The organism is Massilia hydrophila (genome assembly GCF_020208145.1).
Lineage (GTDB): Bacteria > Pseudomonadota > Gammaproteobacteria > Burkholderiales > Burkholderiaceae_D > Telluria > Telluria hydrophila.
Genome location: NZ_JAHYBX010000001.1, coordinates 780,524 through 804,209, shown reverse-complemented (window position 1 = coordinate 804,209; position 23,686 = coordinate 780,524). Strand labels below are relative to the sequence as shown.

Here is a 23,686-nt window from a genome sequence, read left to right as displayed (position 1 = left end):
TCAAGGAGCGCATCATACCCCGTCCGGCGCCAGCCGTTGCGGGTGGGTGTACAGGATGTGGCGCCCGTCGCGCACGAAGCCGGCCAGGGTCAGCCCGCTGTCCTGCGCCAGCTGCACCGCCAGCGCGGTGGGCGCCGAGATCGCGGCCAGCAGCGGCATGCGGGCGCGCGCCGCCTTCTGCACCATCTCGTAGCTGGCGCGGCTGGTCACCACGGCGAAGCCGGCACCGGGGTCATACCCGCCCCGCGCCAGGGCGCCCACCAGCTTGTCGAGCGCGTTGTGGCGGCCGACATCCTCGCGCACGCACAGCAGCGCGCCGTCGCGGTCGGCCCAGCCGGCCGCATGCACGGCGCCGGTCGCGTGGTGCAGGTCCTGGCGCGCGGCCATTGCCGCCATCGCGCGGTGCAGGGCGTCGGGCGCGATCGGTGCGGCCCGCGCCGCCGGCACGGGCGGCGCGCCCAATTCCTCGCCAAAGCGTGCCAGGCTCTCCACGCCACACAGGCCGCAGCCGGTGCGCCCGGTACGGGCGCGGCGCGTTTCCTTCAGGCGCATCATGGCGCCGGAAGCGATCCGCAGCGCAACCACGATGCCGCGTGCCTCTTCCTCGACCTCGATGTCGTAGATCGCGCGCAGGTCGGGCACGATGCCTTCGGAGAGCGAGAAGCCGACCGCGAAGTCTTCCAGGTCCTGGGGCGAGGCCAGCATCACCGCGTGGCTGATGCCGCCGTAGACCAGGGCCACCGGCACCTCGTCCGCCACCAGCTCGGTCCCGCCCTCGATGCGGCCTGCGCGCCAGCGCGCGGCCGGGAGGCGGCAGGCGCCCGGCGGCGCAAAGCCGCCGTCGGCCGCGTTCAAGTCGCCCTCCCGCGTTCCAGCACGACGTCGATCGCCTTGGCCGCCGGCACCTTGCTTTCCTTCGCATGGTGCCACAGCGGGATCAGGGGATTGAGTTCGGGGAAGTAGCCGGCGATGCAGCCTTCCGGTACCTCGTAGGGCACCACCGCCAGGCCGTCCACGCGGCGCGCGACACCGTCGTCGGCGGCGCAGCGCAGCGCCACCAGTTCGCCCTGGACCAGGCCATACTTCGCCATGTCGGCGCGCGCCATGAAGATCACCATGCGGCTGCCGTACACGCCGCGGAAGCGGTCATCGTGGCTATAGATCGTGGTATTGAACTGGCCGTCGCTGCGCACCGTGAATAGGCGCAGCGTCGCGCCGCCGCCCTCCCCCGCCACCGCGGCTGGCGCCAGTTCTTCCGGCACCGTGAACCCGGCCTTGCCGCTGTCCGTATGCCAGATCCGGTTGGCGGCGGCCAGCGGCTTGCGGAAGCCGCCGGGGGTCCACATGCGCGCATTGAAGTCGTGGAAGATCTCGGGATAGGTCGCGGCGATGGCGTCGCGGATGCTGGCGTAGTCGTCCACCCAGCGGTCCCAGTCCACGCGCGGATTCGGCGCCAGGGTCGCCTTGGCGATCCCGGCCACGATCGCCGCTTCCGAGCGCAGGGTCGCCGCCACCGGTTCGGCCATGCCGCGCGAACCGTGCATGCAGGCGGTGGAATCCTCGATGGTCACGTCCTGCGGCCCGCTGCGCTGGCGGTCGATCTCGATCCGCCCCAGGCAGGGCAGGATGTAGGACGCCTTGCCGTGCACCACATGGTTGCGATTGAGCTTGGTGGAGACCTGCACCGTCAGCGGCAGCGCGCGCCAGGCCGCTTCCATCAGGGCCCGCTCGGGCACGGCGCGCACGAAGTTGCCGCCCAGGCCGATGAAGGCCTGCACCCGGCCCGCCAGGATGCCTTCGCAGGCCTCGACCGTGTCCATGCCCTTGTCGCGCGGCGGCTCGAAACCGTACTGCTCCTTCAACTTGTCGAGCGGGGCCAGCTCCGGCTTCTCGGTGATCCCGACCGTGCGCTGGCCCTGCACGTTGGAGTGGCCGCGCACCGGACACACGCCGGCACCCGGCTTGCCGATGTTCCCGCGCAGGAGCAGCAGGTTGACCACCATCGCCACGTTCTGCACCCCGTTGCGGTGCTGGGTCAGGCCCATGCCGTACACCCCCATCACGGCCGCCGAACGGCAATACACGGCCGCCGCGTCCTCGAGCGCGGCGCGGCGCAGGCCCGACTCGCGCTCGATGTCTTCCCAGGAACAGGCGCGCACGGCGGCCTCGAATTCGGCCAGGCCCTGCGTATGCTCCTGCAGGAAGGCGGTGTCGAGCACGCGCTGTTCGCCGGCGGCGCGCGCTTCGTCGTCGCGCGCGAAGATGGCCTTGCACAGGCCCATGATGGCGGCGGTGTCGCCGCCGGGCTTGACCTGGTGGTACTGGGTGCTGATCGGCGTTTCCGCGCCGCTGAGCATCTCGCCCGGCGACTGCGGATTGGTGAAACTGACCAGGCCGCGCTCGCGCAAGGGATTGAAGGTGATCACCGGCACCCCGCGCCGCCGCGCTTCCTGCAGCTGGTGCAGCATGCGCGGGCTGTTGACGCCCACGTTCTGGCCGAAGAAGAAGATGCAGTCGGTATGCGCGAAGTCGTCCAGGGTCACGGTGCCGACCGGCACCCCGATGGTCTTTTGCAGCCCGACCGAGGTGCTCTCGTGGCACATGTTCGAACTGTCGGGCAGGTTGTTGTTGCCGTACATGCGCGCCAACAAGCCATACAGGTAGGAAGTCTCGAGCGAGGCCCGGCCCGAACTGTAGAATACCACCTGCTTCGGATCGAAGCCGCGCAGCGCGGCGCCGATCTCGGCGAAGGCGAGGTCCCAGTCGATTGGACGGTAGCGGTCGCTGGCCGGATCGTAGCGCAGCGGGACGGTGAGGCGCCCCTGGTCTTCGAGCCGATGGTCGTCCCAGCCGGCCAGCTCGGCGACGGTGTGGCGCTCGAAGAAATCGGCGCCGATCGCTTTACTGGTCGTTTCCCAGGCGGTGGCCTTGGCCCCGCTCTCGCAAAACTCGAAGGGATGGGGATTGGCCGGCTTGGCCCAGGCGCAGCTGACGCACATGAAACCGTCCGGCTTGTTCTGGTGCAGCAGCAGGCGGCTGTCCTTCAGCGGCACCCGCTGCTGCAGCAGGATGGTGCCGACCTCCTGCACCGATCCCCAGCCGCCGGCGGGCATGGTCGGTCTTTCGATGCGGAGCTTGCGTGAATCCTGGCTCATGGCGCCTCCTCCCGTGTGAAGGAATCACGCTAAGCCGGTTTCGCCGCGCGCACGGTGCGCGACCGAACAATAGGAGAAAAAGTGCGGGACAAGGGGGAGACAGACCAGGGACAGGCGCCGTGCGCCGTCCCCGGCTCAGGAATTGTTGCCGGTGCGCGAGCTGGTCGGCAGCGGGCGGCCCGGCTTCCACAGCCGCGACAGCGACTGCGCTTCCTCGATCTGTTCCTGGGTCATCTGGCGCGAGATGGCGGCGCGCTGCTCGACCGCGTTGTGGTTGCCGCCGGCCGCGGCCAGGTTCCACAGCATGTAGGCCAGCACCATGTCCTGCGGCATCCCGGCCTGGTGGTAGCGGTACATCAGCCCGAGCGCGTGCTGGGCCTCGGCATGGCCTTGCTCGGCCGCCTTGCGGAACCAGGTGACCGCATGGCGCTGGTCCTGCGGCACCGCGTTGCCCGTGTAGTACATGGCGCCCACCACGTACTGGGCATCGGCCTTGCCCTGCTGGGCCGCCTTGTGGTGCCAGGAAAAGGCCTGCTTGTAGTCGCGCGCCACGCCGCGTCCCATGTAGTACATCAGGCCCAGCAAATGCTGGGCATCCACATGGCCGGCCTTGGCGAGCGGGACGATCTCTTTCAGTGCCACCGCGTAGTTGCGCGCGTTGTAAGCACTGGCGCCTTCCGCGAAGCCCGCCTGCGCCCCTGCCTGCAGGCCGAGCGCGAGTGCGATCGCTACGAATAGTTTTTTCATGTCTCGTTCATGGAATCAGGATCTCTGCGTACCCTTGGTCCTTGTGATGGGCCTGCTCTGTTCTTGTAGGTTCTTGTTCTGCTGCCTTATTTCCAGCTTACCTTGCCCAGGCCATCGACGCTCACCTTGCGGTTCTGCGGCTTGCCATGCACCGTTACCGAGCCAAGGCCGGACAGGGTCAGGTTGGCGCTGTCCCTGGCGGTGACGGTGGCATTGCCCAGGCCCGACAGCTCGAGGACGACGCTCTCGGCCGAGAACTGCTGGGCATCGAGTCCGCCCAGTCCGCCCAGCTCTGCCTTGAGCCTGCGGCTGCGGCCCGAGAGGGTCACGTAGCCTGCCCCGCTCAGGTTCAGCTCCACGCTGTCACTGTCGATGCCATGGACTTTCATGCTGCCGACGCCACCGAGCCTGGCGCTCAGCGTCCTGTAATTACATGATACATTCATCGAGCCGGCGCCATCGAGGTTGAGCTCGAGTTCATCGCCGGAAAAGCCACTGACGACGGTGCCGCCCACGCTCTCGGAGCTGACTTCGCGCAGGTTGGGCAGGGTCAGTTCGGCGTGCAGGCCCATGCTGCGTCCGAGGTTGATGCTCGCGCCGCGGGTCTCGGTGCCGATGTTGAGCGTGTCGCCACTCTGCAGGGTCGTGGTCTTGGCGAGCAGGCGCGGGTCGCCCGTCAGGACCAGCAGCGGGGTATTGCCCTGGCGGATCTTGAGGTCCACCACGCCGTCCAGCTTGACGCGTACCACGCGCGCGTCTACCGGACGCGTCTCGGTTGCCATCTCGGGCGCGGCCCTGGCCATTCCCATGCAGGTGAAGAGCGCGGCGCACAGTGCCACGCACGCCAGGCCGAACTTGGAAAGCTGCTTCATCGAATTCTCCGGATACATGTTCTTGATTATGTGTTGCTGCCCAGCGAGGGCTGGAATTAGCATGTTGCAACTATATCGCCTCGTCCGCCTTCTGCCCATGGATCTGCGATGAACTGCACAAAACGCCAACCAGAGCGGCCTATGGGTGGATGGCCGTGCATGCGCCGCAGGCGCGGATTTTTCGCAACAAAAAAATTACTTATTGGCATGTCATTGCGCCAACTTGCGTTAAGATGCAGCGCAGGCGGCGTTGCCGTCGGTACGAGCAATCCAACAACGCATCATTCCGAGTTTATTTTCGAGGTCAACCCATGCGCATGCGCCAATTACCTGTATTGCTGGCCGGGCTCACGTTCTCGCTGTCGGCATTCGCCGCCACCGCGGACCAGTGGACCCTGCCGGTCGCTGTCAAGAAGCTCGACAATGGCCTGACGGTCATCGTCACCGAAGACCACAGTTCGCCAACCGTGGGCGTGTCGGTGGTCTACAAGGTGGGCATGCGCCTGGAGCCGAAGAACCGCACCGGCTTCGCCCACCTGTTCGAACACCTGATGTTCCAGGGCACGCCGAACGCCAAGAAAGGCGTGTTCGACACCACCATCACCGGCGGCGGCGGCCGCAACAACGGCTCGACCCGCGCCGACTTCACCAACTACATCGAGACTGCGCCGGCATCGGCGCTGGAGCCGATCCTGTGGCTGGAAGCGGACCGCATGAAGACCCTCGATTTCAATCCGGCCACGCTGAAGAACCAGCAGGACGTGGTGAAGGAAGAGATCCGCGTAAACGTGAAGAACCAGCCGTACGGCGGCTTCATGTGGATTGACATCGGCCAGCACGCCTTCCAGAAATGGGAGAACAACCATGACGGCTACGGCAGCTTCGAGGACCTCGAGAACGCCAGCCTGGAAGACGTGCGCGCCTTCCACCGCGATTACTACGGCCCGAACAATGCCGTGATCGCGATCGCCGGCGACATCACGCCAAGCCAGGGCTTCGCGCTGGCCGAGAAATACTTCGGCAAGATCCCGGCCCGTCCGACCCCGAAGCCGTCCGACTTCAGCGAAGGCCTGAACACCCAGGAGAAGCGCCTGGTGCAGAGCGACGCCCTGGCCCAGGTGCCGGCCATCGCCGCGGCCTGGAAGATGCCGCCGCGCGGCCACAAGGACCAGGCGGCCATGGCCGTGCTGGGCGAACTGCTGGCCGGCGGCGACGCGTCGCTGTTCTACCAGGGCCTGGTGAAGGGCCGCGAAATCGCGCTCAACGTCGATTCGCTGTTCGGCCTGACCGGTCCGTTCGAATACGACGGCCCGACCCTGTTGACCGTGTTCGCCCTGTACAAGCCGAACAGCAGCGCGGACGCGGTGCTTAAGGCCATGGACGAAGAGATCGCCAAGGTCGCCCAGAACGGCGTCGACGCCGCCACCCTCAAGCGCATCAAGACGCGCATGCTGGCCGACTGGAACAACCAGCTGGAAAGCTTCATCAACCGCGCCGACATGATGGCCAAGATGCAGGTGATGTGGGGCGACGCCAACGTGGTCAACAAGATCCCGGGCTGGGTCGAGGCCGTGACCTCGGAAGACATCCAGCGCGCGGTGCGCACCTACCTGGTGCAGACCAACCGTACCGTCATTGACCGCAAGCCGGCCGCGATGCTCGCGGCGCCTGCGAACGCCACCCCGACCGCGCCTGCCGGCGCGGCCAAATAATAGGAGCGCATCGATGAAAAAACTGATGCTCGCAATCGCCGTCTCGCTCGCCTTCGCGCCGGCGGCCTTCGCCGCGCCCGCCGCGGACAACCTGCCGATGCCGGCCTACGGCAAGGACAAGCCGATCCCGGTGCCGAAGATCAGCAAGAAAACCCTGGCCAACGGCCTCACCGTCTGGGTCGTGCCGCGCCAGGGCCTGCCGCGCGTGGACTACGTGCTGGCGGTGCGCGGCGCCGGCTTTGCTGCCGATGCGCCGGCCACCCCGGCCTTCGCCAGCATGCTGGCCAGCCTGCTCAATGAAGGCACCGCCAAGCGCGACTCGCGCGCGATCGCCGAAGCGGCCCAGGGCATGGGCGGTTCGGTCGGCGCCAGCGCCAGCTCCGACGGCATCGTGGTGTCGGGCAATGCTCTGGTGTCGCAGGCAGCCCCCATGATGGGACTGCTGGCCGAAGTGGCGCGCGCGCCGAGCTTCCCGGACAAGGAAGTGGCGCTGGCCAAGGCCAACGCGCTGCAGTCGCTGCGCGTGTCCGAAACCCAGCCGGCCTTCCGCGCCGAGCGCGCGATCAGCAAGGCGATCTACGGCGACCATCCGTATGGCCGCACCACCCCGACGGTGGAAGCGATCAATGCCGTGACGCAGGACATGCTGCGCACCGAGCACGCCAGGCGCATCCGCCCGGACCGCGCGCTGCTGGTGATCACCGGCCCGCTCAAGGAAGCCGAGGCCCTGAAGCTGGCCGAGGGCGCCTTCGGCGACTGGAAGGCGAACGGCCCGGCGCTGCCGGACACCGCCGCCGCGCCGGCCAGCGCCGCCCCGGCGCGCATCCTGCTGAACCGTGACAAGAGCGTGCAGTCGGCGGTGCGCCTGGGCAGCCCGGGCATCGCCGCCAGCGCCCAGGACCAGATCCCGCTGCGACTGGCCAGCACCATCCTCGGCGGCGGCTTCTCGAGCCGCGTGAACATCAAGCTGCGCGAGGAAAAGGGCTATACCTACGGCGCCTCGGCCGGCGCGCGCATGAACCGCGCGGGTGGCGCCATCGTCGGCGGCGCCGACGTGCGCAACGAAGTCACCGGTGCCGCGCTGAACGAGTTCTTCTCCGAGTACAAGCGGATCGGCACCGAGCCGGTGTCGGCCAAGGAGATGGAGATGAACAAGCGCTACGTGGCGGGCGGCTACATGATCAGCAACCAGCTGCAGCGTTCGGTCGCCGCGACCCTGGCGCAGAACTGGCTGGTCGGCCTGCCGGCGGAGTTCCTGGGCGAGTACGTGCCGCGCATCCAGAAGGTCACGCCGCAGCAGGTGCAGGCGGTAGCGAAGAAATACTTCGCGCCGGAGAACCAGTCGATCGTGGTGGTGGGCGATCCGAAGGCGGTGGGCGAGCAGCTCAAGGCCTTTGGCGAGTTCACGGTCACCGACAAGTGATCCGCGTGCCTGCCTGATGTGGAAGGCCCCGCGCAAGCGGGGCTTTTGCTTTAATCGGAGGCCAGCTTCATCATCACCAGCCCGCACACGATCAGCACCGCGGCCACGATGCGCATGGCGTTGACCTGCTCTCCCAGTACCGCGATACCGACCACGAAGGCGCCGACGGCGCCGATGCCGGTCCAGATCGTATAGGCGGTGCCAAGCGGAATACTGCGCATCGCGGCGGCCAGCAGGACGAAGCTGGCAAACATGCCGGCCAGGGTGACAAGGGAGGGCCACAGGCGGGTGAAGCCATCGGACTGCTTCATGGCGTAGGCCCAGACCACTTCGAGAATTCCCGCTACCAGCAACATCAACCAAGCCATGTCGGCTCTCCTTTCGAAAAGCCGGGCCGTCCCGGTCATTGTTCCCACGGCGGGGGAGGACGTTCCTCCTGAAGGCGATATTCTACCCCGGCTTGGCCAGCCGCGCAGGCTGCGCTGCCGCGGTTCGACCGCGTGGGCGGTCCTTTAGTCTCCCGCCACTTTCATCAGCAGCAGCCCGGCCACGATCAGCACCGCCGCCAGCACGCGCAAGGCGTTTGCCTGCTCCCCCAGCAGCACGATCCCCGCCACGAAGGCGCCCACGGTGCCGATGCCGGTCCAGATCGTATACGCGGTGCCGAGCGGGATGCTGCGCATGGCGGCCGAGAGCAGCAGGAAGCTGGCGATCATGCCTGCCAGCGTGATCACGCTGGGCCATAGCCTGGTGAAGCCATGCGACTGCTTCATGGCCACCGCCCACAATACTTCGAACAGACCTGCAACGACCAACATGATCCAAGCCATACCGGCTCTCCTTGCGAAACCGGGGCGGCCCGGATGTTGTTGCCTACGATGGCGGAGCTTGCTGCTCCAGGACGGCAGTATACCGGCCCTAGCCTTTCAGCGCGCGTTCCAGGTCGGGCAATTCGGCCGGCTTGACCAGGTGGGCATCGAAGCCCGCTTCCATCGCACGCCTGCGGTCTTCCGGCGAGCCATAGCCGGTATGGGCCACCAGCCGGATGTGCGCCAGCGCCGGATTGCTCTTGATGCGGCGCGCCACCTGGTAACCGTCCACGCCGGGCAGGCCGATGTCGAGCACGATCACCTGCGGCCGGTGGCGCAGCGCCAGCTCCTCGATCTGGCTGGCATCCGAGGTGGTGCTGGTGACATAACCCATCTCGGCCAGCAGGAAGCCCATCATCTCCATCGCATCGACGTTGTCGTCCACCAGCAGCACGCGCAGGCCGCTGCCGCCCGCATCGGCCTGCGCGGCCTGTTCCTGGCCGGCGGCCGGCGCGCTCGCGCGCAGCAGCGGCAGCTCGACCGTGAAGATGCTGCCTAGGCCAATGCCGGGGCTGGCGGCCGCCAGGCGCCCGCCGTGCAGCTCAATCAGGTGCGAGACCAGCGACAGGCCGATGCCCAGCCCTTCCGGCGCACGGTCCGGCGGCACGTCGACCTGGGCGAACATGGTGAAGATGCGTGCCAGGTTGTCGTCGGCGATGCCGATGCCGTTGTCGCGCACGGCGATCTGCACCCGCTGCTCGGGCGCCAGGCTGACCGCCACCTCGATCCGCCCGCCCTGGGGCGTGAACTTGGCCGCGTTGTGCAGCAGGTTGCCGACCGACTGCGCCAGGCGCACCGGATCGCCCATCACCCACACCTGCTGCTCCGGCAGCCGCACGTCCAGGTGGTGGCCGCGCACGGCGATCAGGGGACCGGCAGTCTCGATCGCCTGCTGGATCACGGCGCCCAGGTCGACCTCCTCGGTGCGCAGCACGATCTTGCCTTCCGAGATGCGGGCCACGTCGAGCAGGTCGTCCACCAGGTGTGCCAGGTGGTCGACCTGGCGCATGATGACTTCGCGCGCGCGCGCCTGGTGCTCGGCGGCGCTGCCGCCATCGGCGCCGGCCCCCAGCAGCGCGGCCGCGTTGCGGATCGGGCTGAGCGGGTTGCGCAGCTCGTGCGCCAGCGTGGCCAGGAACTGGTTCTTGTTGCGGTCGGCCGCGCGCAGCAGGGCTTCCATCTCCTTGCGCGCCGTGATGTCGCTGGTGACGCGCGCCACCCGGTACACTTCGCCGCGCGCGTTGCGCACCGCGAACAGCCGGTCGCGCACCCAGCGCGTGCGCCCGTCCGGGCCGAACACGCGGAACTCGTCGTCGTAATGCGGCACCTGCGCCAGGTCGCGCCAGCGCTGCGCCAGGCGTTCGCGGTCGTCCGGATGGACCGCGTCCAGCCAGGCCTCGGGCCGCTCGCGCAGCAGTTCCAGGCTGCTGCCCCAGATCTCGACATAGGCGGGGCTGACGTACACCAGGCTGCCGTCCGGCACCGCGAACATCCAGAACACGTCGTCGATGTTGTCGGTGATCTGGCGGAAGCGCTCCTCGCTGTCGCGCAGCTCGACCTGGGTCTGGTGCATGCGCAGCAGCGCGTTCACGTTGGCGATCAGCTCGTCGGCCTCGATCGGCGCCGCCAGGTAATTGTCGGCGCCCCCTTCCAGGCCGCGGATCTTATCGGCGCGACCGGTCAGCGCGGCCGAGGTCTGCAGGACCAGCACCATGCTGCTGTCCGGATTGGCCTTGATGCGGCGGCAGACTTCGATGCCGTTGATGTCGGGCAGCTTCACGTCCAGCAGCACCAGCGCGGGATTCAGGCGCTTGACCATCTCCAGCGCGTCGGTGCCGTTGGCCGCCTCGACCACTTCGAAGCCGGCGGCCTGCAGGATGCGGTTCTTGGCATAGCGTGCGCCGTCGTTGTCGTCAACGTTGAGGATCAGGGTCGAATTGGCTTTCATGAATCGGTTCCGTCTTGGCTAGGCTGGGTGGCCTGGTCCGGCATGCGCCGCGGCAGGATCAGCGCGAAGGTCGAGCCCTGCCCTTCGGTACTGGCGACCTCCACGCGCCCATGCAGCAGGTCGGCCAGCTTGCGGCACAGCGGCAGGCCCAGGCCGGTGCCCTTGCTGCGCCGCTGGAGCGGGTGCTCGATCTGGCTGAATTCCTCGAAGATCAGCTGCAGATTGTCGGGACTGATGCCGATCCCGGTATCGGCCACCGCGAAGGCGATGGTGTCGGTGGCGGCATCATAGCTGGCCGAGACGCGCACCGCGCCCCGTTCGGTGAATTTGAGCGCGTTGGAGATGAAGTTGCGCAGGATCTGGGAGATCTTGCCTTCGTCGGAGTCGAAGGGCTCCAGCATGTCCGAGGCTTCGAACACCAGCTCCACGCGGCCGTCGTCGACCAGCGGGCGCATCATGCCCTTGAGCGCGCGGAACAGGTTCTCGACCACGACCGGCGCCAGCTGCACCTCGATCTTGCCGGCCTCGATCTTGGCCAGGTCGAGCAGGTCGTTGACCAGCTCGGACAGGTCATTGGCGGCCGTGGCGATGAATTCCACCTGCCGCTCCTGCTCCGGTGTCAGGTCGCCGTCCATGCGGTCCAGCAGCAGCTGGGACAGGGCGCGGATCGAGGACAAGGGGGTGCGCAGCTCGTGGCTCGTATTCGACAGGAAGCGCGACTTCATCTCGTCGGCGCGGCGCAGGCGCTCGGCCTTGTCTTCGATCTCGGCGTACAGGGCGACGATGCCGCGGTTGGTGTCTTCCAGTTCGCGCGTGAGCGAGAGCAGGTCTTCCTGGCGCTCGCGCAGCTCGGCCAGCGTGGCCAGCAGCTCGCGGTTCTGCTGCTCCAGCTCCTGCAGCGTGTTCGAGACCGGGCTGCCGGCCAGGCGCGCGCTGATCTCGGCCAGGCGTACGCTGTCGACCATGGCCTGGGGCGGCAGCGCCTTGCGCATCGTGACCGCGGTGACCATGCCCTCCTCCGGCTCGACGTCGCAGGAATCCATCAGGCGGTGCGCGCTGATCAGGGCCAGCTGCGGCAGCGCGCGGCTGATGCCTTCGTCAGGCCCGGGCGGCGCCGACAGCAGGCGCTCGCCGGCGCCCGGGTTGATCGTCACTTCCAGGTGCTGGCGTCCGAGGTTGCGGCCCAGCAGGAAGGACGCGCGCCCGCCCGAGCCCTGGTGGCAGGCCGCGCGCGCGATCTCGGACACCGCGGTGGCCACGCGCACCTGGTCCTGCTGCGAAAAGCCGAGCAGCTGCGACACCTGGCGCGCGCGCTGGCGCACCACCACCACGTCCTGGTCGCTGTCCAGGGCCACGCTGAGGATGCGGTGCAGGTTCATCGCGGGCTCCCGTGCCGGCGCACCACCAGCACCATGGCGTCGTCGCGACGGCGGATGAAGTCGCGCATCAGGATCGCCGCCACCAGCATCGGGCTGCGTCCGGCCAGGCCCGGATACCGGTCCAGGTCCCACTGGGTCTGGATGCCGTCCGAATGCATGATGCACAGCGCGCCCGGCGCGAAGGGCAGCGCGAATTCCTGCACCTTGCGCACGTTGTGGCCGACGATGCCGTTGTGCGAAACCAGGGCGCGGCGCCCGCCGTCGATGACGCAGCCGCCGATGTTGCCGACGCCGGCGAAACGCAGTTCGCCGGCCTCGTAGTCGATGCGGGCGGTGCCGAGCGCGGCGCCGCGCGTGGGGCGCAGGGCGTCGTGGGCGGCCTGCATCAGTGCGCCGGCCCCGGCGTCCTTGCTCGCCGCCAGCGCGTGCACCGCGGCGGCGGCGGCGCGCGCCGCTTCCGGTCCGTGGCCCAGGCCATCGGCGGCCAGCAGGGTCGCGCCGCGGCTGTCGCAGCGTACCGCCCAGCCGTCGCCGCATTCTTCCTCGCCCGCCATCGGCATCCACAGCGCGCCGACCTCGACCCCGCAGGGTTCGGGTGGCGGCAACTCACGCCACAGGCGCATGAAGAAAGCGGCGCCCTTGCCCGGCTCGGTGTGGACATCGAATTCATCGGCCAGCCGGCGTAGCGCGCCCAGGCCGGTGCCGGCGGTGCCGGCGGTGGACACGCCGTCGACCAGGCAGGCCGCCAGGTCGGCAATGCCGGGCCCCTTGTCGACCGCGAGCACGTCAACGCCCACGCCGGCGCCCGACTGGGCCGGCCCGACGTGGATCTCGCCCTCCCCTGCATGCTTGAGGATGTTGGTGGCGGCCTCGGTGATGATCAGCGCCAGCTGGCCGGCGCGGGTCTCGCTGAAGCCGAGCGTGTCGGCCAGCCGCTGGCCTGCACGCCGCACCGCCGCCACGTCGCTCGCATGGGTCAACGCGAACACCTGCTGTGCATTGAGCGAACTGATCAGCGCTTCCATTTCACCACCAGCACGGCCGTGCCCTCTCCCGGACGGCTGTCGATCTCGAACTCGTCGGCCAGGCGCTTGGAGCCGCCCAGGCCCAGGCCGAGGCCGCCGCCGGTGGTGTAGCCGTCGCGCAGCGCGGTCTCGACGTCGGGGATACCCGGTCCGCCATCGATGAACAGCAGGCCGATGCCCTGGCGGATGCCATCGGACAGGCTGTCGAGGTGGACTTCGCCGCCGCCGCCGTACTTGATCGTGTTACGTCCCAGCTCGCTCGCGGCGGTGACCAGCTTGGTCTGGTCGACCAGCGACAGGGCAATCGCCACCGCCCGCTCGCGCACCTGCTTGCGCAGGCCTACAACGTCCTCGTCCGACTGCAGGCGCAGGGTGGCGCGTGCAACGCGGTGCTGGCGGTGGCGGTCCAGCAGCACGGTCTCGAACAGGACTGCGTCGGTTTGCGCGCCGTTCATTATCGATAGCTCTTTCCGAGCAGGGCCATGCCTTTTTCGACATTCAGGGCCGTCTTGACGCCGTGCAGGGTCAGGCCCAGCTCGACCAGGGTAATCGCCACCGCCGGCTGCATGCCGACGACGACCGTCCTGGCATCGAGCACGCGCGCCATGGCGGCGGTGTTGCTGATCATGCGGCCGATGAAGGAATCGACCAGGTCGAGCGCCGAGATGTCGATCAGGACACCCTTGGCGCCGTCACTGACGATGCGTTCGGTCAGGTCGTCCTGCAGCTGCATGGCAAGGCGGTCGTGCATGTCGACCTGGATCGTCACGAGCAGCAGGTCGCCCATGCGCAGGATAGGGATGCGTTCCATGTTTGTTTCGCTTATGCCTTGGCGACGACGGAAGTGCCGGTGCGCTCGAGCGCGACCAGGAAGGCGTCGGCCAGGGTGGCCTTGGTGACGACATCCTCCAGGTTCACGCCCAGGTGCACGATGGTCTGCGCGATCTGGGGACGGATGCCCGAGATGATGCAGTCGGCGCCCATCAGGCGCGCGGCGGCGATGGTCTTCATCAGGTGCTGCGCCACCAGGGTGTCGACGGTCGGCACGCCGGTGATGTCGATGATGGCGATGACGGCGCCGGTGTCGACGATCTTTTGCAGGATGTTTTCCATCACCACCTGGGTGCGGGCCGAATCCAGGGTGCCGATCAGCGGCAGCGCCAGGATGCCGTTCCACAGCTTGACGACCGGCGTCGACAGCTCGAGCAGCTCCTGCTGCTGGCGCACGATGATCTGGTCCTTGGTCTTCTGGAACACTTCGATGGTGTACAGGCCGAGCTTGTCGAGCAGGGTACTGATGTTCCACGAGCTGACGGCGACTGCCTCGGCATCGGCGCCGAAGCCCTGGCGCAGCGCCGCGAACAGCGGCTGCTTCAGCGAAAACACGAAGGTGGCGGTCTCGCTCGGGGTCGAGCCGGACTTGGCGCGGCTCGAGGAGATCTCGGCCAGCAGGTCACGTACTTCGTCCCACGAGCGATGGTCGATGTTGCCCAGTTCGCCGCCGCGGGTGGCACTGGCAAAGGCCGACAGGAACTGCTGGCAATGGCTGCGCAACTGCTCTTTCGAGCTGGAAGTTCCGCGCACGATCAGCGCTTCCAGCTGCGCGATCCATTCCGCGCCGATGTCGGCCTGGTGTTCCTGGATGAGCTGGCTGATGAGGGCGGCGTAATCCTTCGTGGTCATCTGTTCGATTCCTAGCATTGGATGGTTGAATGGAGTGGGTACTACGCGGAACACGAGCGTGCGATCCCATCCTTAAAGTAAATAATCAACTATAACACTTCTTGCATTATGGTCACGACACACTTGCAGGATGCGCCCCTGCTCCCACAACAAAAAACCGCCAGGCTCACGCACTGGCGGTTCTTTCTATTTCGAGCGGCGAGCCGCCCAGGCTAGGCGAGGATTACTGCGCCGCGCCTTCCACCGGATCGGCAGCCTTCATCGACAGCTTCAGGCGGCCGCGCTCGTCGGTCTCGAGGACCTTCACGCGCACTCCCTGGCCTTCCTTCAGGTAGTCAGCCACGGCGTTGACGCGCTCGTTGGCGATCTGCGAGATGTGCAGCAGGCCGTCCTTGCCCGGCATGACCTGGACGATCGCGCCGAAGTCCAGCAGCTTGAGCACGGTGCCGTCGTAGGTCTTGCCCACTTCGACCGATGCGGTCAGCTCTTCGATGCGGCGCTTGGCTTCCTGGCCGGCAGCAGCGTCGACCGACGCGATGGTCACGACGCCTTCGTCGGTGATGTCGATCTGGGTGCCGGTCTCTTCGGTCAGCGCGCGGATGACGGCGCCGCCCTTGCCGATCACGTCACGGATCTTTTCCGGGTTGATGCGGATGGTGATCAGGCGCGGGGCGAAGTCCGACAGCTCGGTCTTCACGCTCGGCACGGCCTTCTGCATCTCGCCCAGGATGTGCTGGCGCGCTTCCTTGGCCTGCGCCAGCGCCACCTGCATGATTTCCTTGGTGATGCCCTGGATCTTGATGTCCATCTGCAGGGCGGTGATGCCGGCCGGGGTACCGGCCACCTTGAAGTCCATGTCGCCCAGGTGGTCTTCGTCACCCAGGATGTCGGTCAGGACCGCGAACTTGCCGCCTTCCTTGATCAGGCCCATGGCGATGCCGGCGACGTGCGCCTTCATCGGCACGCCGGCGTCCATCAGCGCCAGGCAGCCGCCGCAGACGGATGCCATCGACGAGGAACCGTTCGATTCGGTGATTTCCGAGACCAGGCGCACCGAGTATGAAAATTCGTCCGCCGACGGCAGCGCGGCGACCAGCGCGCGCTTGGCCAGGCGGCCGTGGCCGACTTCGCGGCGCTTCGGGGTGCCCACGCGGCCGGTTTCGCCGGTGGCGAACGGAGGCATGTTGTAGTGCATCATGAAGTCGTCGGTGTACTCGCCCATCAGCGCGTCGATCTTCTGGCTGTCGCGCGCGGTGCCGAGGGTGGCGACCACGAGTGCCTGGGTTTCGCCGCGGGTGAACAGGGCCGAACCGTGGGTACGCGGCAGCACGCTGGTGCGGATCGCGATCGGACGCACGGTGCGGGTGTCGCGGCCGTCGATGCGCGGCTCACCGTCCAGGATCTGGGTACGCACGACCTTGGCTTCCATGTCGAACAGGATGTTGCCGACTTCGGCCGCATCGGCTGCGACGCCCTGGGCAGCCAGGGCCGCCATCACTTCGCCCGAGATCGACTTCAGCTTCTGCTGGCGGGCCGATTTCTCGCGGGTCTGGTAAGCGTCGCGCACGGCGGCGCCAGCCAGTTCGTTTACCTTGGCGATCAGTTCTTCGTTTTTCGGTGCCGGGCTCCATTCGACTTCCGGCTTGCCGCCTTCGGCCACCAGGTCGTGGATGGCGTCGATCACGGCCTTCATCTGCTCGTGGCCGAACACGACCGCGCCGAGCATGACTTCTTCCGACAGCTGCTGGGCTTCCGATTCCACCATCAGCACGGCGTGCTCGGTACCGGCCACGACCAGGTCCATCTGCGAGGTCTTCAGCTCGGTGGTGGTCGGGTTCAGGATGTACTGGCCGTTCGCGTAGCCAACGCGTGCCGCGCCGATCGGGCCGTTGAACGGGATGCCGGCGATGCACAGCGCAGCCGAGGCGCCGATCATGGCCGGGATGTCCGGATCGATCTCAGGGTTGACCGACAGGACGTGGATGATGACCTGGACTTCGTTCAGGTAGCCTTCCGGGAACAGCGGGCGGATCGGACGGTCGATCAGGCGCGAGGTCAGGGTTTCCTTTTCCGAAGGACGGCCTTCGCGCTTGAAGAAGCCGCCCGGGATCTTGCCGGCTGCGTAGGTTTTCTCCATGTAGTCGACGGTCAGCGGGAAGAAGTCCTGGCCCGGCTTGGCGTCCTTCTTGGCGACCACGGTGGCCAGGATGACGGTGTCTTCGACCGACACGACGACAGCGCCGCTTGCCTGGCGCGCGATTTCACCCGTCTCCAGGGTGACCGTGTGTTGACCGTACTGGAAGGTTTTCGAAACTTTATTAAACATGGGTATTCCCTTTCTATTTGCCGACAGATTTTCAGGAGCTGTCGTTCACCTCACCACGGGCGGTTTTTTAAACCGCCATTTACTCAACAACAAGCAACAACAGAAACAAAAAATGCCCGCGACAGGTATCTGGCGCAGGCATTTCGTGACTAAATCGTCTTGACCAAGGATTACTTACGCAGGCCGAGCTTGGCGATCAGGTCGCGGTAGCGGTTGGCGTCCTTGCTCTTCAGGTAAGCCAGCAGGCTCTTGCGGCGGTTGACCATCATGATCAGGCCACGACGCGAGTGGTGATCCTTCTGGTGTGCCTTGAAGTGGCCGTTCAGTTCGTTGATGCGTGCGGTCAGCAGTGCGACCTGGACTTCCGGCGAACCGGTATCGTTCTGGCCACGTGCGTTGTCGGCGATGATCGCCGCTTTGTTGATGTTTTCTACGGTCATGATGTTACCTTTCACATGCGGTGCATGAGTCGAAACCCAGCGCACCGTGATTGTCAAATTGCTTCTTTCTCGACTGCCCAAAACGGACAGACCCGCCAGTATAGGGGAAAACCGGATGCGCGGCCACCCTTTGCAGCGCCCAAATGGAGGATGATGGCGATTTGCGGCGTCTGGAGGGCTGGATAATGAACAAATTGATCAGTTTTACAACAGTCGCGGCGCTCGCCCTGCTCGGCGGCTGTGCCGGCCTGCTGCGCCAGGCACCCAGCATCGGCGACTCGGCCGAGGTGGTGCAGCAGAAGATGGGCGCGCCGACCGCCATCTACGGCGCCGGCAACGAGCGCCTGTTCGAATATGCGACCGGGCCGATGGGCCAGCACACCTGGATGGCGCGCATCGGACCGGACGGGCGCCTGGCCTCCTACGAACAGGTGCTCACCGGAGAAAAATTTGCCACGATCAAGGTGGATGCTGCCACCAAGGAAGATGTCCTGCGCACCATTGGCAGGCCGTCGGAAACCTCCTTCGTCGCCATGCGCGACTGGGAGGTCTGGTCTTACCGCTACAAGGAAGCCGGCGTCTGGAACTCGCTGATGCACGTGCACTTCGACCGCCAGGGCGTGGTACGGCAGATGCTGAACGGGCTGGACCCACTGTACGAGCCGAAGGACAAGATGGGATGGTGAGGCGCCGCGGCGCGGGCCGCCTCCCTGCCAGCGCCGCCAGGCTAGCGGCGCAGGCGCTCGTCCGGTTCGTCGTCGTCGAGCGGAATGATGCTCACCGGCTTGCCCTTGGCGGCGCGCCAGGCGAACACCGCGTAGCCGGACAGGCCATAGATCACGAAGATCGGCCACAGCACCTTGGGCGGGTCGATCGCCAGCAAGGCCAGGGCCAGTGCGATCAGGAACACCACGATGAAGGGCACCGACTTGCGGAAATTGACGTCCTTGAAACTGTAGAAGGGCACGTTCGACACCATGGTCAGGCCCGCGAACACGGCGATGCCCCAGCTAACCCAGTCCACCTGGCGCGAGCTGACGTTGATGTCGGGGTCGGTCATCATCATGATGAAGCCCACCACCAGCGCCGCTGCGGCCGGGCTCGGCAAGCCCTGGAAGAAACGCTTGTCGATGACCTCGATGTTGGTATTGAAGCGCGCCAGGCGCAGCGCGGCGCCGGCGCAGTAGATGAAGGCGGCGATCCAGCCCAGCTTGCCCAGGCCGCGCAGCGACCATTCATAGATCACCAGGGCCGGTGCGGCGCCGAAGGACACCATGTCGGACAGCGAATCGTACTGGGCGCCGAACTCGGACTGGGTATTGGTCAGGCGCGCGATACGGCCGTCGAGCCCGTCGAGGATCATGGCGATGAACACCGCCCAGCAGGCGTGCTCGAAACGCTGGTTCATCGCCATGACGATCGCGTAGAAGCCGCAGAACAGCGCGCCGGTGGTGAAGGCGTTCGGCAGCAGGTAGATGCCGCGGCCGCGCTCGCCCTGGACACGGTCGGCACGGCGTCCGAAACGCTTTTTCAGGCGGGAAAATCGTGGCGGCTTGGGCGCGGCGCCCGGTGGCCTGCGTCGTGGAAAGGTCGGCATAAGGATCCGTGGTCATGAATGCGTTCCCGGCATTATAGAGGCGCGGACCCTTGTTAGCGAATAGCTATTGCTACTTGAATCGCAACTTGCCCACCAGACGCATTTGCAGCGTGGTCTCGCCCGGTTCGAAGCTCGGTTCCGGCATCGCGTCGGCCCCTTCCCGCTTGGCGCTCATGCGCATCATCATCGGTTCCGCCGCCGGCCTGGCTTCGCCCGCGTAATTGCCCGAACCCTCGAAGTCGACCGTTTCCAGCACGGCGTCCTGCAGCGAACGGCCCATCGCGCCGGCGATCGATGCCATGCGTTCGTTCAGGTTGCGGTAGGTGGCGGCGATGCGCTGGTCGTCGAGGCGCTTTTCCAGGGCCGGACTCAGGTCGAAGCTGACGCCATTGATCTGCAGGACCTTCTGCGCGGCGGCGGCCGTTTTCGGCAGCTCGGCCAGGCTGGTGGTCTTTACTTCCAGGTATTGCCCGACGCGCCAGGACACCGGCACCGGCGGCGCCGGGGTGCGCGTGGCCGGCTGCGGCATCGGCGGCACCTCGGCGTAGACCGGGTAGGTATAGTAGCCCATGGTCTTCAGCTCGGCCTTCGGATCGGCGCGGCGCACCAGTTCGGTGCCTTCCTTCATCTTGCGGTTCACGCGCGCCGCGGCGGCATTCTTGTCCTTGTCATGCTCTTCGACGGCGAACGTCAGCGTGGCCCGGTCGTTGGCATGCTTGACTTCGCCGAAGGCAGGGACCACGACCAGGGTGCCGGCGGTGGACGGGGCGGTCTGGGCCTGGGCGCCGGCGTGGAAGGCCAGCACCAGGGCGGCGGCGACGAGCGATCGGGAAAGCTTCATTTTTTATTCTCCAGTAACAAGTAAACAGGCGGATGGTGGCCTTACTTATACGATACTGGCTTCACGCGCGCTTTCGTGAATTTGTAATGGACAGTTGCAACTGTCTTCAATTGTAGGGTGGGCGGCAGAGCCGCTCACCCTACGAAACCGCGGCAGCTTAGTTCTTCGACTGATCGACCAGCTTGTTTTTCGCGATCCACGGCATCATCGCGCGCAGCTTGGCGCCGACTTCCTCGATCTGGTGCTCGCTCGTCAAACGGCGGCGCGAGATCAGGGTCGGGGCGCCGGCCTTGTTCTCGAGGATGAAGCTCTTCGCGTATTCGCCCGTCTGGATGTCCTTCAGGCACTGCTTCATCGCCTCTTTCGTTGCCGAGGTGACGACCTTCGGACCGGTCACGTACTCGCCGTATTCCGCATTGTTCGAGATCGAGTAATTCATGTTCGCGATGCCGCCCTCGTAGATCAGGTCGACGATCAGCTTCAGTTCGTGCAGGCACTCGAAATAGGCCATCTCGGGCGCGTAGCCCGCCTCCACCAGGGTCTCGAAGCCGGCCTTGATCAGCTCGACGGTACCGCCGCACAGCACGGCCTGCTCGCCGAACAGGTCGGTCTCGGTCTCTTCGCGGAAGTTGGTCTCGATGATGCCGGCGCGCCCGCCGCCGTTGGCCATGGCGTAGGACAGCGCGATGTCGCGCGCCGCGCCCGACTTGTCCTGGTAGACCGCGACCAGGTGCGGCACGCCGCCACCCTGGCGGTAGGTGCCGCGCACGGTGTGGCCGGGCGCTTTTGGTGCGATCATGATCACGTCGAGGTCGGCGCGCGGCACCACCTGGCCGTAGTGCACGTTGAAGCCGTGGGCGAAGGCCAGCACGGCGCCCTGCTTGGCGTTCGGCTCGACGTTGTTCTTGTAGACCTCGGCGATGTTCTCGTCCGGCAGCAGGATCATGATGACGTCGGCGTTCCTCACCGCCTCGTCGACCTCGGCGACCTTCAGGCCGGCCGCTTCGACCTTGTTCCAGGACGCGCCGCCGCGGCGCAGGCCGACGGTGACGTTGACGCCCGATTCGCTCAGGTTCTGGGCGTGCGCGTGGCCCTGCGAGCCGTAGCCGATGATGGCGACGTTCTTGCCTTTGATGAGGGAGAGGTCGCAGTCTTTGTCGTAGAACACTTTCATGATTATTCCTTGTAATTTTGGATGTATGAGGTAGGCAGGCGGCGGTTGAACGCGTGGGCGGAGGACCGCCCACCCTACGAATGCGATGTATCGTGTTAAACCTTCAGAATGCGTTCGCCGCGGCCAATGCCGGAGCCGCCGGTGCGGACCGTTTCCAGGATCGAGGCGCGGTCGATGGCGTCGATGAAGGCATCGAGCTTGCTCTTGGCGCCGGTCAGCTCGATCGTGTAGGTCTTCTCGGTCACGTCGATGATGCGGCCGCGGAAGATGTCGGCGGTGCGCTTCATCTCTTCGCGCTCCTTGCCGACCGCGCGCACTTTAATCAGCATCAGTTCGCGCTCGATGTGCTGGCCTTCGGTGAGGTCGACCACCTTCACCACCTCGATCAGGCGATTGAGGTGTTTGGTGATCTGCTCGATGATGTCGTCCGAGCCGCTGGTGACGATGGTCATGCGCGACAGGGTCGCGTCTTCGGTCGGCGCCACGGTCAGGGTTTCGATGTTGTAGCCGCGTGCCGAGAACAGCCCGACCACGCGCGACAGCGCGCCGGCTTCGTTCTCGAGGAGGACGGAAATGATGTGTCGCATTACAGGTCCTCCGAGCCGAGCAGCATTTCATTCAGGCCCTTGCCGGCCTTGACCATCGGCCAGACGTTCTCGCTCTGGTCGGTGATGAAGTTCATGAACACCAGGCGGTCCTTCATCGCGAAGGCTTCGCGCAGTGAGCCCTCGACGTCGCCCGGCTTCTCGATGCGCATGCCGACGTGGCCGTAGGCCTCGGCCAGCTTTTCGAAGTCCGGCAGCGAGTCCATGTAGGACTCGGAGTAGCGCGAACCGTAGTCGATCTGCTGCCACTGGCGGACCATGCCGAGGAAGCGGTTGTTCAGCAGGATGATCTTCGGCGTCAGGTGGTACTGCTTGCAGGTGGCGAGCTCCTGGATGCACATCTGGATCGAGCCTTCGCCGGTGACGCAGGCCACCGTCGCGTCCGGGTTGGCCATCTGCACGCCCATCGCGTACGGCAGGCCCACGCCCATGGTGCCCAGGCCACCCGAATTGATCCAGCGGCGCGGCTTGTCGAAGCCGTAGTACTGCGCGGCCCACATCTGGTGCTGGCCGACGTCCGAGGTGATGAAGGCGTCGCCGTCCGTGACCTTGTACAACTGCTCGATGACCGATTGCGGCTTGATCAGCTCATTCGACGGCGCATAGGCCAGGCATTCCTTGCCGCGCCATTCGGCGATCTGCTTCCACCATGCCTGCAGCGCACTGGTATTGGTCGCGGCCTGGCTGGCATCGAGCTGCGACAGCAGTTCGACCAGCACGTCCTTGACGTTGCCGACGATGGGGATGTCAACCTTCACCCGCTTCGAGATCGACGAAGGGTCGATGTCGATATGGATGATCTTGCGCGGGTTGCTGGCGAAGTGCTTGGGGTTGCCGATCACGCGGTCGTCGAAACGCGCGCCGATCGCGATCAGGACGTCGCAGTGCTGCATCGCCATGTTCGCTTCGTAGGTGCCGTGCATGCCGGGCATGCCCACGAAGTGCGGGCTGGAAGAGCGCGAGGCGCCCAGGCCCATCAGGGTGTTGGTGACCGGAAAGCCGGTCTTGTCGACCAGGCGGTTCAGTTCGTCCGAGGCATTCGCCAGGATCACGCCGCCGCCCGCGTAAATCATCGGCCGCTCGGCCCCTTGCAGCAGTTGCACGGCCTTGCGGATCTGGCCGGCATGGCCCTTGTCCACCGGACGGTACGAGCGCATCTCGATCTCGCGCGGATACGCGTAGGCGCACTTGTGCATGCTGATGTCCTTCGGGATATCGACCAGCACCGGGCCGGGACGGCCGGTACGGGCGATGTAGAAGGCTTTCTTGATGGTCGATGCCAGTTCGCGCACATCCTTGACCAGGAAGTTGTGCTTGACCACCGGACGGGTGATGCCGACGGTATCGCATTCCTGGAAGGCATCCTGGCCGATCGCATGGCTCGGCACCTGGCCGGTGATGACCACCATCGGGATCGAATCCATGTAGGCCGTGGACAGGCCGGTGACGGCATTGGTGACGCCCGGACCGGAGGTCACGAGGGCGACGCCGACGGTGTTGGAGCTGCGCGAATAGGCGTCTGCGGCGTGCACCGCGGCCTGTTCGTGGCGAACCAGGACGTGCTGGAACTTGTCCTGCTTGAAGATGGCGTCGTAGATGTAGAGGACTGCCCCGCCGGGATAACCGAAGACGTGCTTGACGCCCTCTTCCGCGAGACAACGCACCACGATTTCAGCGCCGGTGATGGGCGCCGACGACCCGGAGGCCGATGTTTCGTTACTCATGTTCATTCCTTTCAAGACCCAAAGGGAGTTTGATCGGATGCCCGTTCCTAACGAAATGCGAAGTGCGCGACAACCCTCATGCTTCCCTTCTCTCTGCGTGCACGTCTGTGTTTCGGGACACCAATAGGGTCCTTACGCACGGGCGCTGGGCGCAACTCGTTCGGCT

The 23,686-nt window shown here is 66.2% G+C and carries 22 protein-coding genes; 3 read left to right on the top strand and 19 right to left on the bottom strand.

Features of this window, described 5'->3' with window-relative positions; genetic code table 11:
• Positions 1-12 precede the first annotated feature (12 nt).
• From fdhD to LE190_RS03645, 4 genes are all read right to left on the bottom strand, one after another.
• Positions 13-855, bottom strand: coding sequence for a formate dehydrogenase accessory sulfurtransferase FdhD (fdhD, locus tag LE190_RS03660; protein ID WP_225237425.1), 843 nt, complete (start codon positions 853-855; stop codon positions 13-15).
• A complete protein-coding gene (locus LE190_RS03655; RefSeq protein WP_225237424.1) occupies positions 852-3,155 on the bottom strand; it encodes an FdhF/YdeP family oxidoreductase in 2,304 nt (767 codons plus the stop codon). Before LE190_RS03655 ends, fdhD begins: the two co-directional genes overlap by 4 nt.
• 135 nt (positions 3,156-3,290) lie before the next feature.
• On the bottom strand, positions 3,291-3,902 hold the full coding sequence (locus tag LE190_RS03650; protein WP_225237423.1) for a tetratricopeptide repeat protein: 612 nt from the start codon (positions 3,900-3,902) through the stop codon (positions 3,291-3,293).
• A gap of 86 nt (positions 3,903-3,988) precedes the next feature.
• Positions 3,989-4,774, bottom strand: coding sequence for a GIN domain-containing protein (locus LE190_RS03645; protein ID WP_225237422.1), 786 nt, complete (start codon positions 4,772-4,774; stop codon positions 3,989-3,991).
• Positions 4,775-5,091: 317 nt separating this feature from the next.
• On the opposite strand from LE190_RS03645, the gene LE190_RS03640 reads away from it, so the two are divergent.
• Together LE190_RS03640 and LE190_RS03635 are read left to right on the top strand one after the other, a co-directional pair.
• Positions 5,092-6,486, top strand: a complete 1,395-nt coding sequence (locus LE190_RS03640) for a M16 family metallopeptidase (RefSeq protein WP_225237421.1) — start codon at positions 5,092-5,094, stop codon at positions 6,484-6,486.
• Between the two features lie 13 nt (positions 6,487-6,499).
• On the top strand, positions 6,500-7,909 hold the full coding sequence (locus LE190_RS03635; protein ID WP_225237420.1) for a M16 family metallopeptidase: 1,410 nt from the start codon (positions 6,500-6,502) through the stop codon (positions 7,907-7,909).
• A gap of 50 nt (positions 7,910-7,959) precedes the next feature.
• Here LE190_RS03635 and LE190_RS03630 read toward each other — a convergent pair whose 3' ends face one another.
• The 10 genes from LE190_RS03630 to rpsO all read right to left on the bottom strand — a co-directional run bounded on the left by LE190_RS03630 (position 7,960) and on the right by rpsO (position 17,579).
• Positions 7,960-8,277, bottom strand: coding sequence for a DMT family transporter (locus LE190_RS03630; protein ID WP_225237419.1), 318 nt, complete (start codon positions 8,275-8,277; stop codon positions 7,960-7,962).
• A gap of 144 nt (positions 8,278-8,421) precedes the next feature.
• On the bottom strand, positions 8,422-8,739 hold the full coding sequence (gene sugE, locus LE190_RS03625) for a quaternary ammonium compound efflux SMR transporter SugE (protein ID WP_225237418.1): 318 nt from the start codon (positions 8,737-8,739) through the stop codon (positions 8,422-8,424).
• A gap of 88 nt (positions 8,740-8,827) precedes the next feature.
• Positions 8,828-10,726, bottom strand: coding sequence for an ATP-binding response regulator (locus LE190_RS03620; protein ID WP_225237417.1), 1,899 nt, complete (start codon positions 10,724-10,726; stop codon positions 8,828-8,830).
• A complete protein-coding gene (locus tag LE190_RS03615; RefSeq protein ID WP_225237416.1) occupies positions 10,723-12,105 on the bottom strand; it encodes an ATP-binding protein in 1,383 nt (460 codons plus the stop codon). The genes LE190_RS03620 and LE190_RS03615 overlap by 4 nt, the downstream gene beginning before the upstream one ends.
• Positions 12,102-13,130 carry an ATP-binding SpoIIE family protein phosphatase gene (locus LE190_RS03610; protein WP_225237415.1) on the bottom strand — a complete coding sequence of 343 codons (1,029 nt, stop codon included), beginning with the start codon at positions 13,128-13,130 and terminating at the stop codon, positions 12,102-12,104. Before LE190_RS03610 ends, LE190_RS03615 begins: the two co-directional genes overlap by 4 nt.
• Complete coding sequence (locus tag LE190_RS03605) at positions 13,118-13,585, bottom strand: anti-sigma regulatory factor (protein ID WP_225237414.1); 468 nt, start codon at positions 13,583-13,585, stop codon at positions 13,118-13,120. Before LE190_RS03605 ends, LE190_RS03610 begins: the two co-directional genes overlap by 13 nt.
• On the bottom strand, positions 13,585-13,941 hold the full coding sequence (locus tag LE190_RS03600; RefSeq protein WP_005666383.1) for an STAS domain-containing protein: 357 nt from the start codon (positions 13,939-13,941) through the stop codon (positions 13,585-13,587). The genes LE190_RS03605 and LE190_RS03600 overlap by 1 nt, the downstream gene beginning before the upstream one ends.
• Positions 13,942-13,952: 11 nt before the next feature.
• Positions 13,953-14,813, bottom strand: coding sequence for an STAS domain-containing protein (locus LE190_RS03595; protein ID WP_225237413.1), 861 nt, complete (start codon positions 14,811-14,813; stop codon positions 13,953-13,955).
• A 223-nt stretch (positions 14,814-15,036) separates the two neighbouring features.
• Complete coding sequence (gene pnp / locus LE190_RS03590; protein ID WP_225237412.1) at positions 15,037-17,139, bottom strand: polyribonucleotide nucleotidyltransferase; 2,103 nt, start codon at positions 17,137-17,139, stop codon at positions 15,037-15,039.
• Between the two features lie 170 nt (positions 17,140-17,309).
• Positions 17,310-17,579, bottom strand: a complete 270-nt coding sequence (gene rpsO, locus LE190_RS03585) for a 30S ribosomal protein S15 (protein ID WP_224942505.1) — start codon at positions 17,577-17,579, stop codon at positions 17,310-17,312.
• Positions 17,580-17,764: 185 nt separating this feature from the next.
• On the opposite strand from rpsO, the gene bamE reads away from it, so the two are divergent.
• Complete coding sequence (gene bamE, locus LE190_RS03580; protein ID WP_225237411.1) at positions 17,765-18,265, top strand: outer membrane protein assembly factor BamE domain-containing protein; 501 nt, start codon at positions 17,765-17,767, stop codon at positions 18,263-18,265.
• Positions 18,266-18,306: 41 nt separating this feature from the next.
• On the opposite strand, the gene pssA is transcribed toward bamE, so the two are convergent.
• The 5 genes from pssA to LE190_RS03555 form a co-directional block, all read right to left on the bottom strand.
• The gene (gene pssA, locus LE190_RS03575; protein WP_225237410.1) at positions 18,307-19,176 is read right to left on the bottom strand and encodes a CDP-diacylglycerol--serine O-phosphatidyltransferase; all 870 of its coding nucleotides are present in this window, start codon (positions 19,174-19,176) and stop codon (positions 18,307-18,309) included.
• A gap of 70 nt (positions 19,177-19,246) precedes the next feature.
• Positions 19,247-20,017, bottom strand: a complete 771-nt coding sequence (locus LE190_RS03570; protein ID WP_225237409.1) for an SIMPL domain-containing protein — start codon at positions 20,015-20,017, stop codon at positions 19,247-19,249.
• Positions 20,018-20,174: 157 nt separating this feature from the next.
• Positions 20,175-21,191, bottom strand: coding sequence for a ketol-acid reductoisomerase (gene ilvC / locus LE190_RS03565; RefSeq protein ID WP_225237408.1), 1,017 nt, complete (start codon positions 21,189-21,191; stop codon positions 20,175-20,177).
• A 95-nt stretch (positions 21,192-21,286) separates the two neighbouring features.
• Complete coding sequence (gene ilvN, locus LE190_RS03560) at positions 21,287-21,778, bottom strand: acetolactate synthase small subunit (protein WP_027867685.1); 492 nt, start codon at positions 21,776-21,778, stop codon at positions 21,287-21,289.
• Positions 21,778-23,520, bottom strand: coding sequence for an acetolactate synthase 3 catalytic subunit (locus tag LE190_RS03555; RefSeq protein ID WP_225237407.1), 1,743 nt, complete (start codon positions 23,518-23,520; stop codon positions 21,778-21,780). Before LE190_RS03555 ends, ilvN begins: the two co-directional genes overlap by 1 nt.
• Positions 23,521-23,686 lie beyond the last annotated feature (166 nt).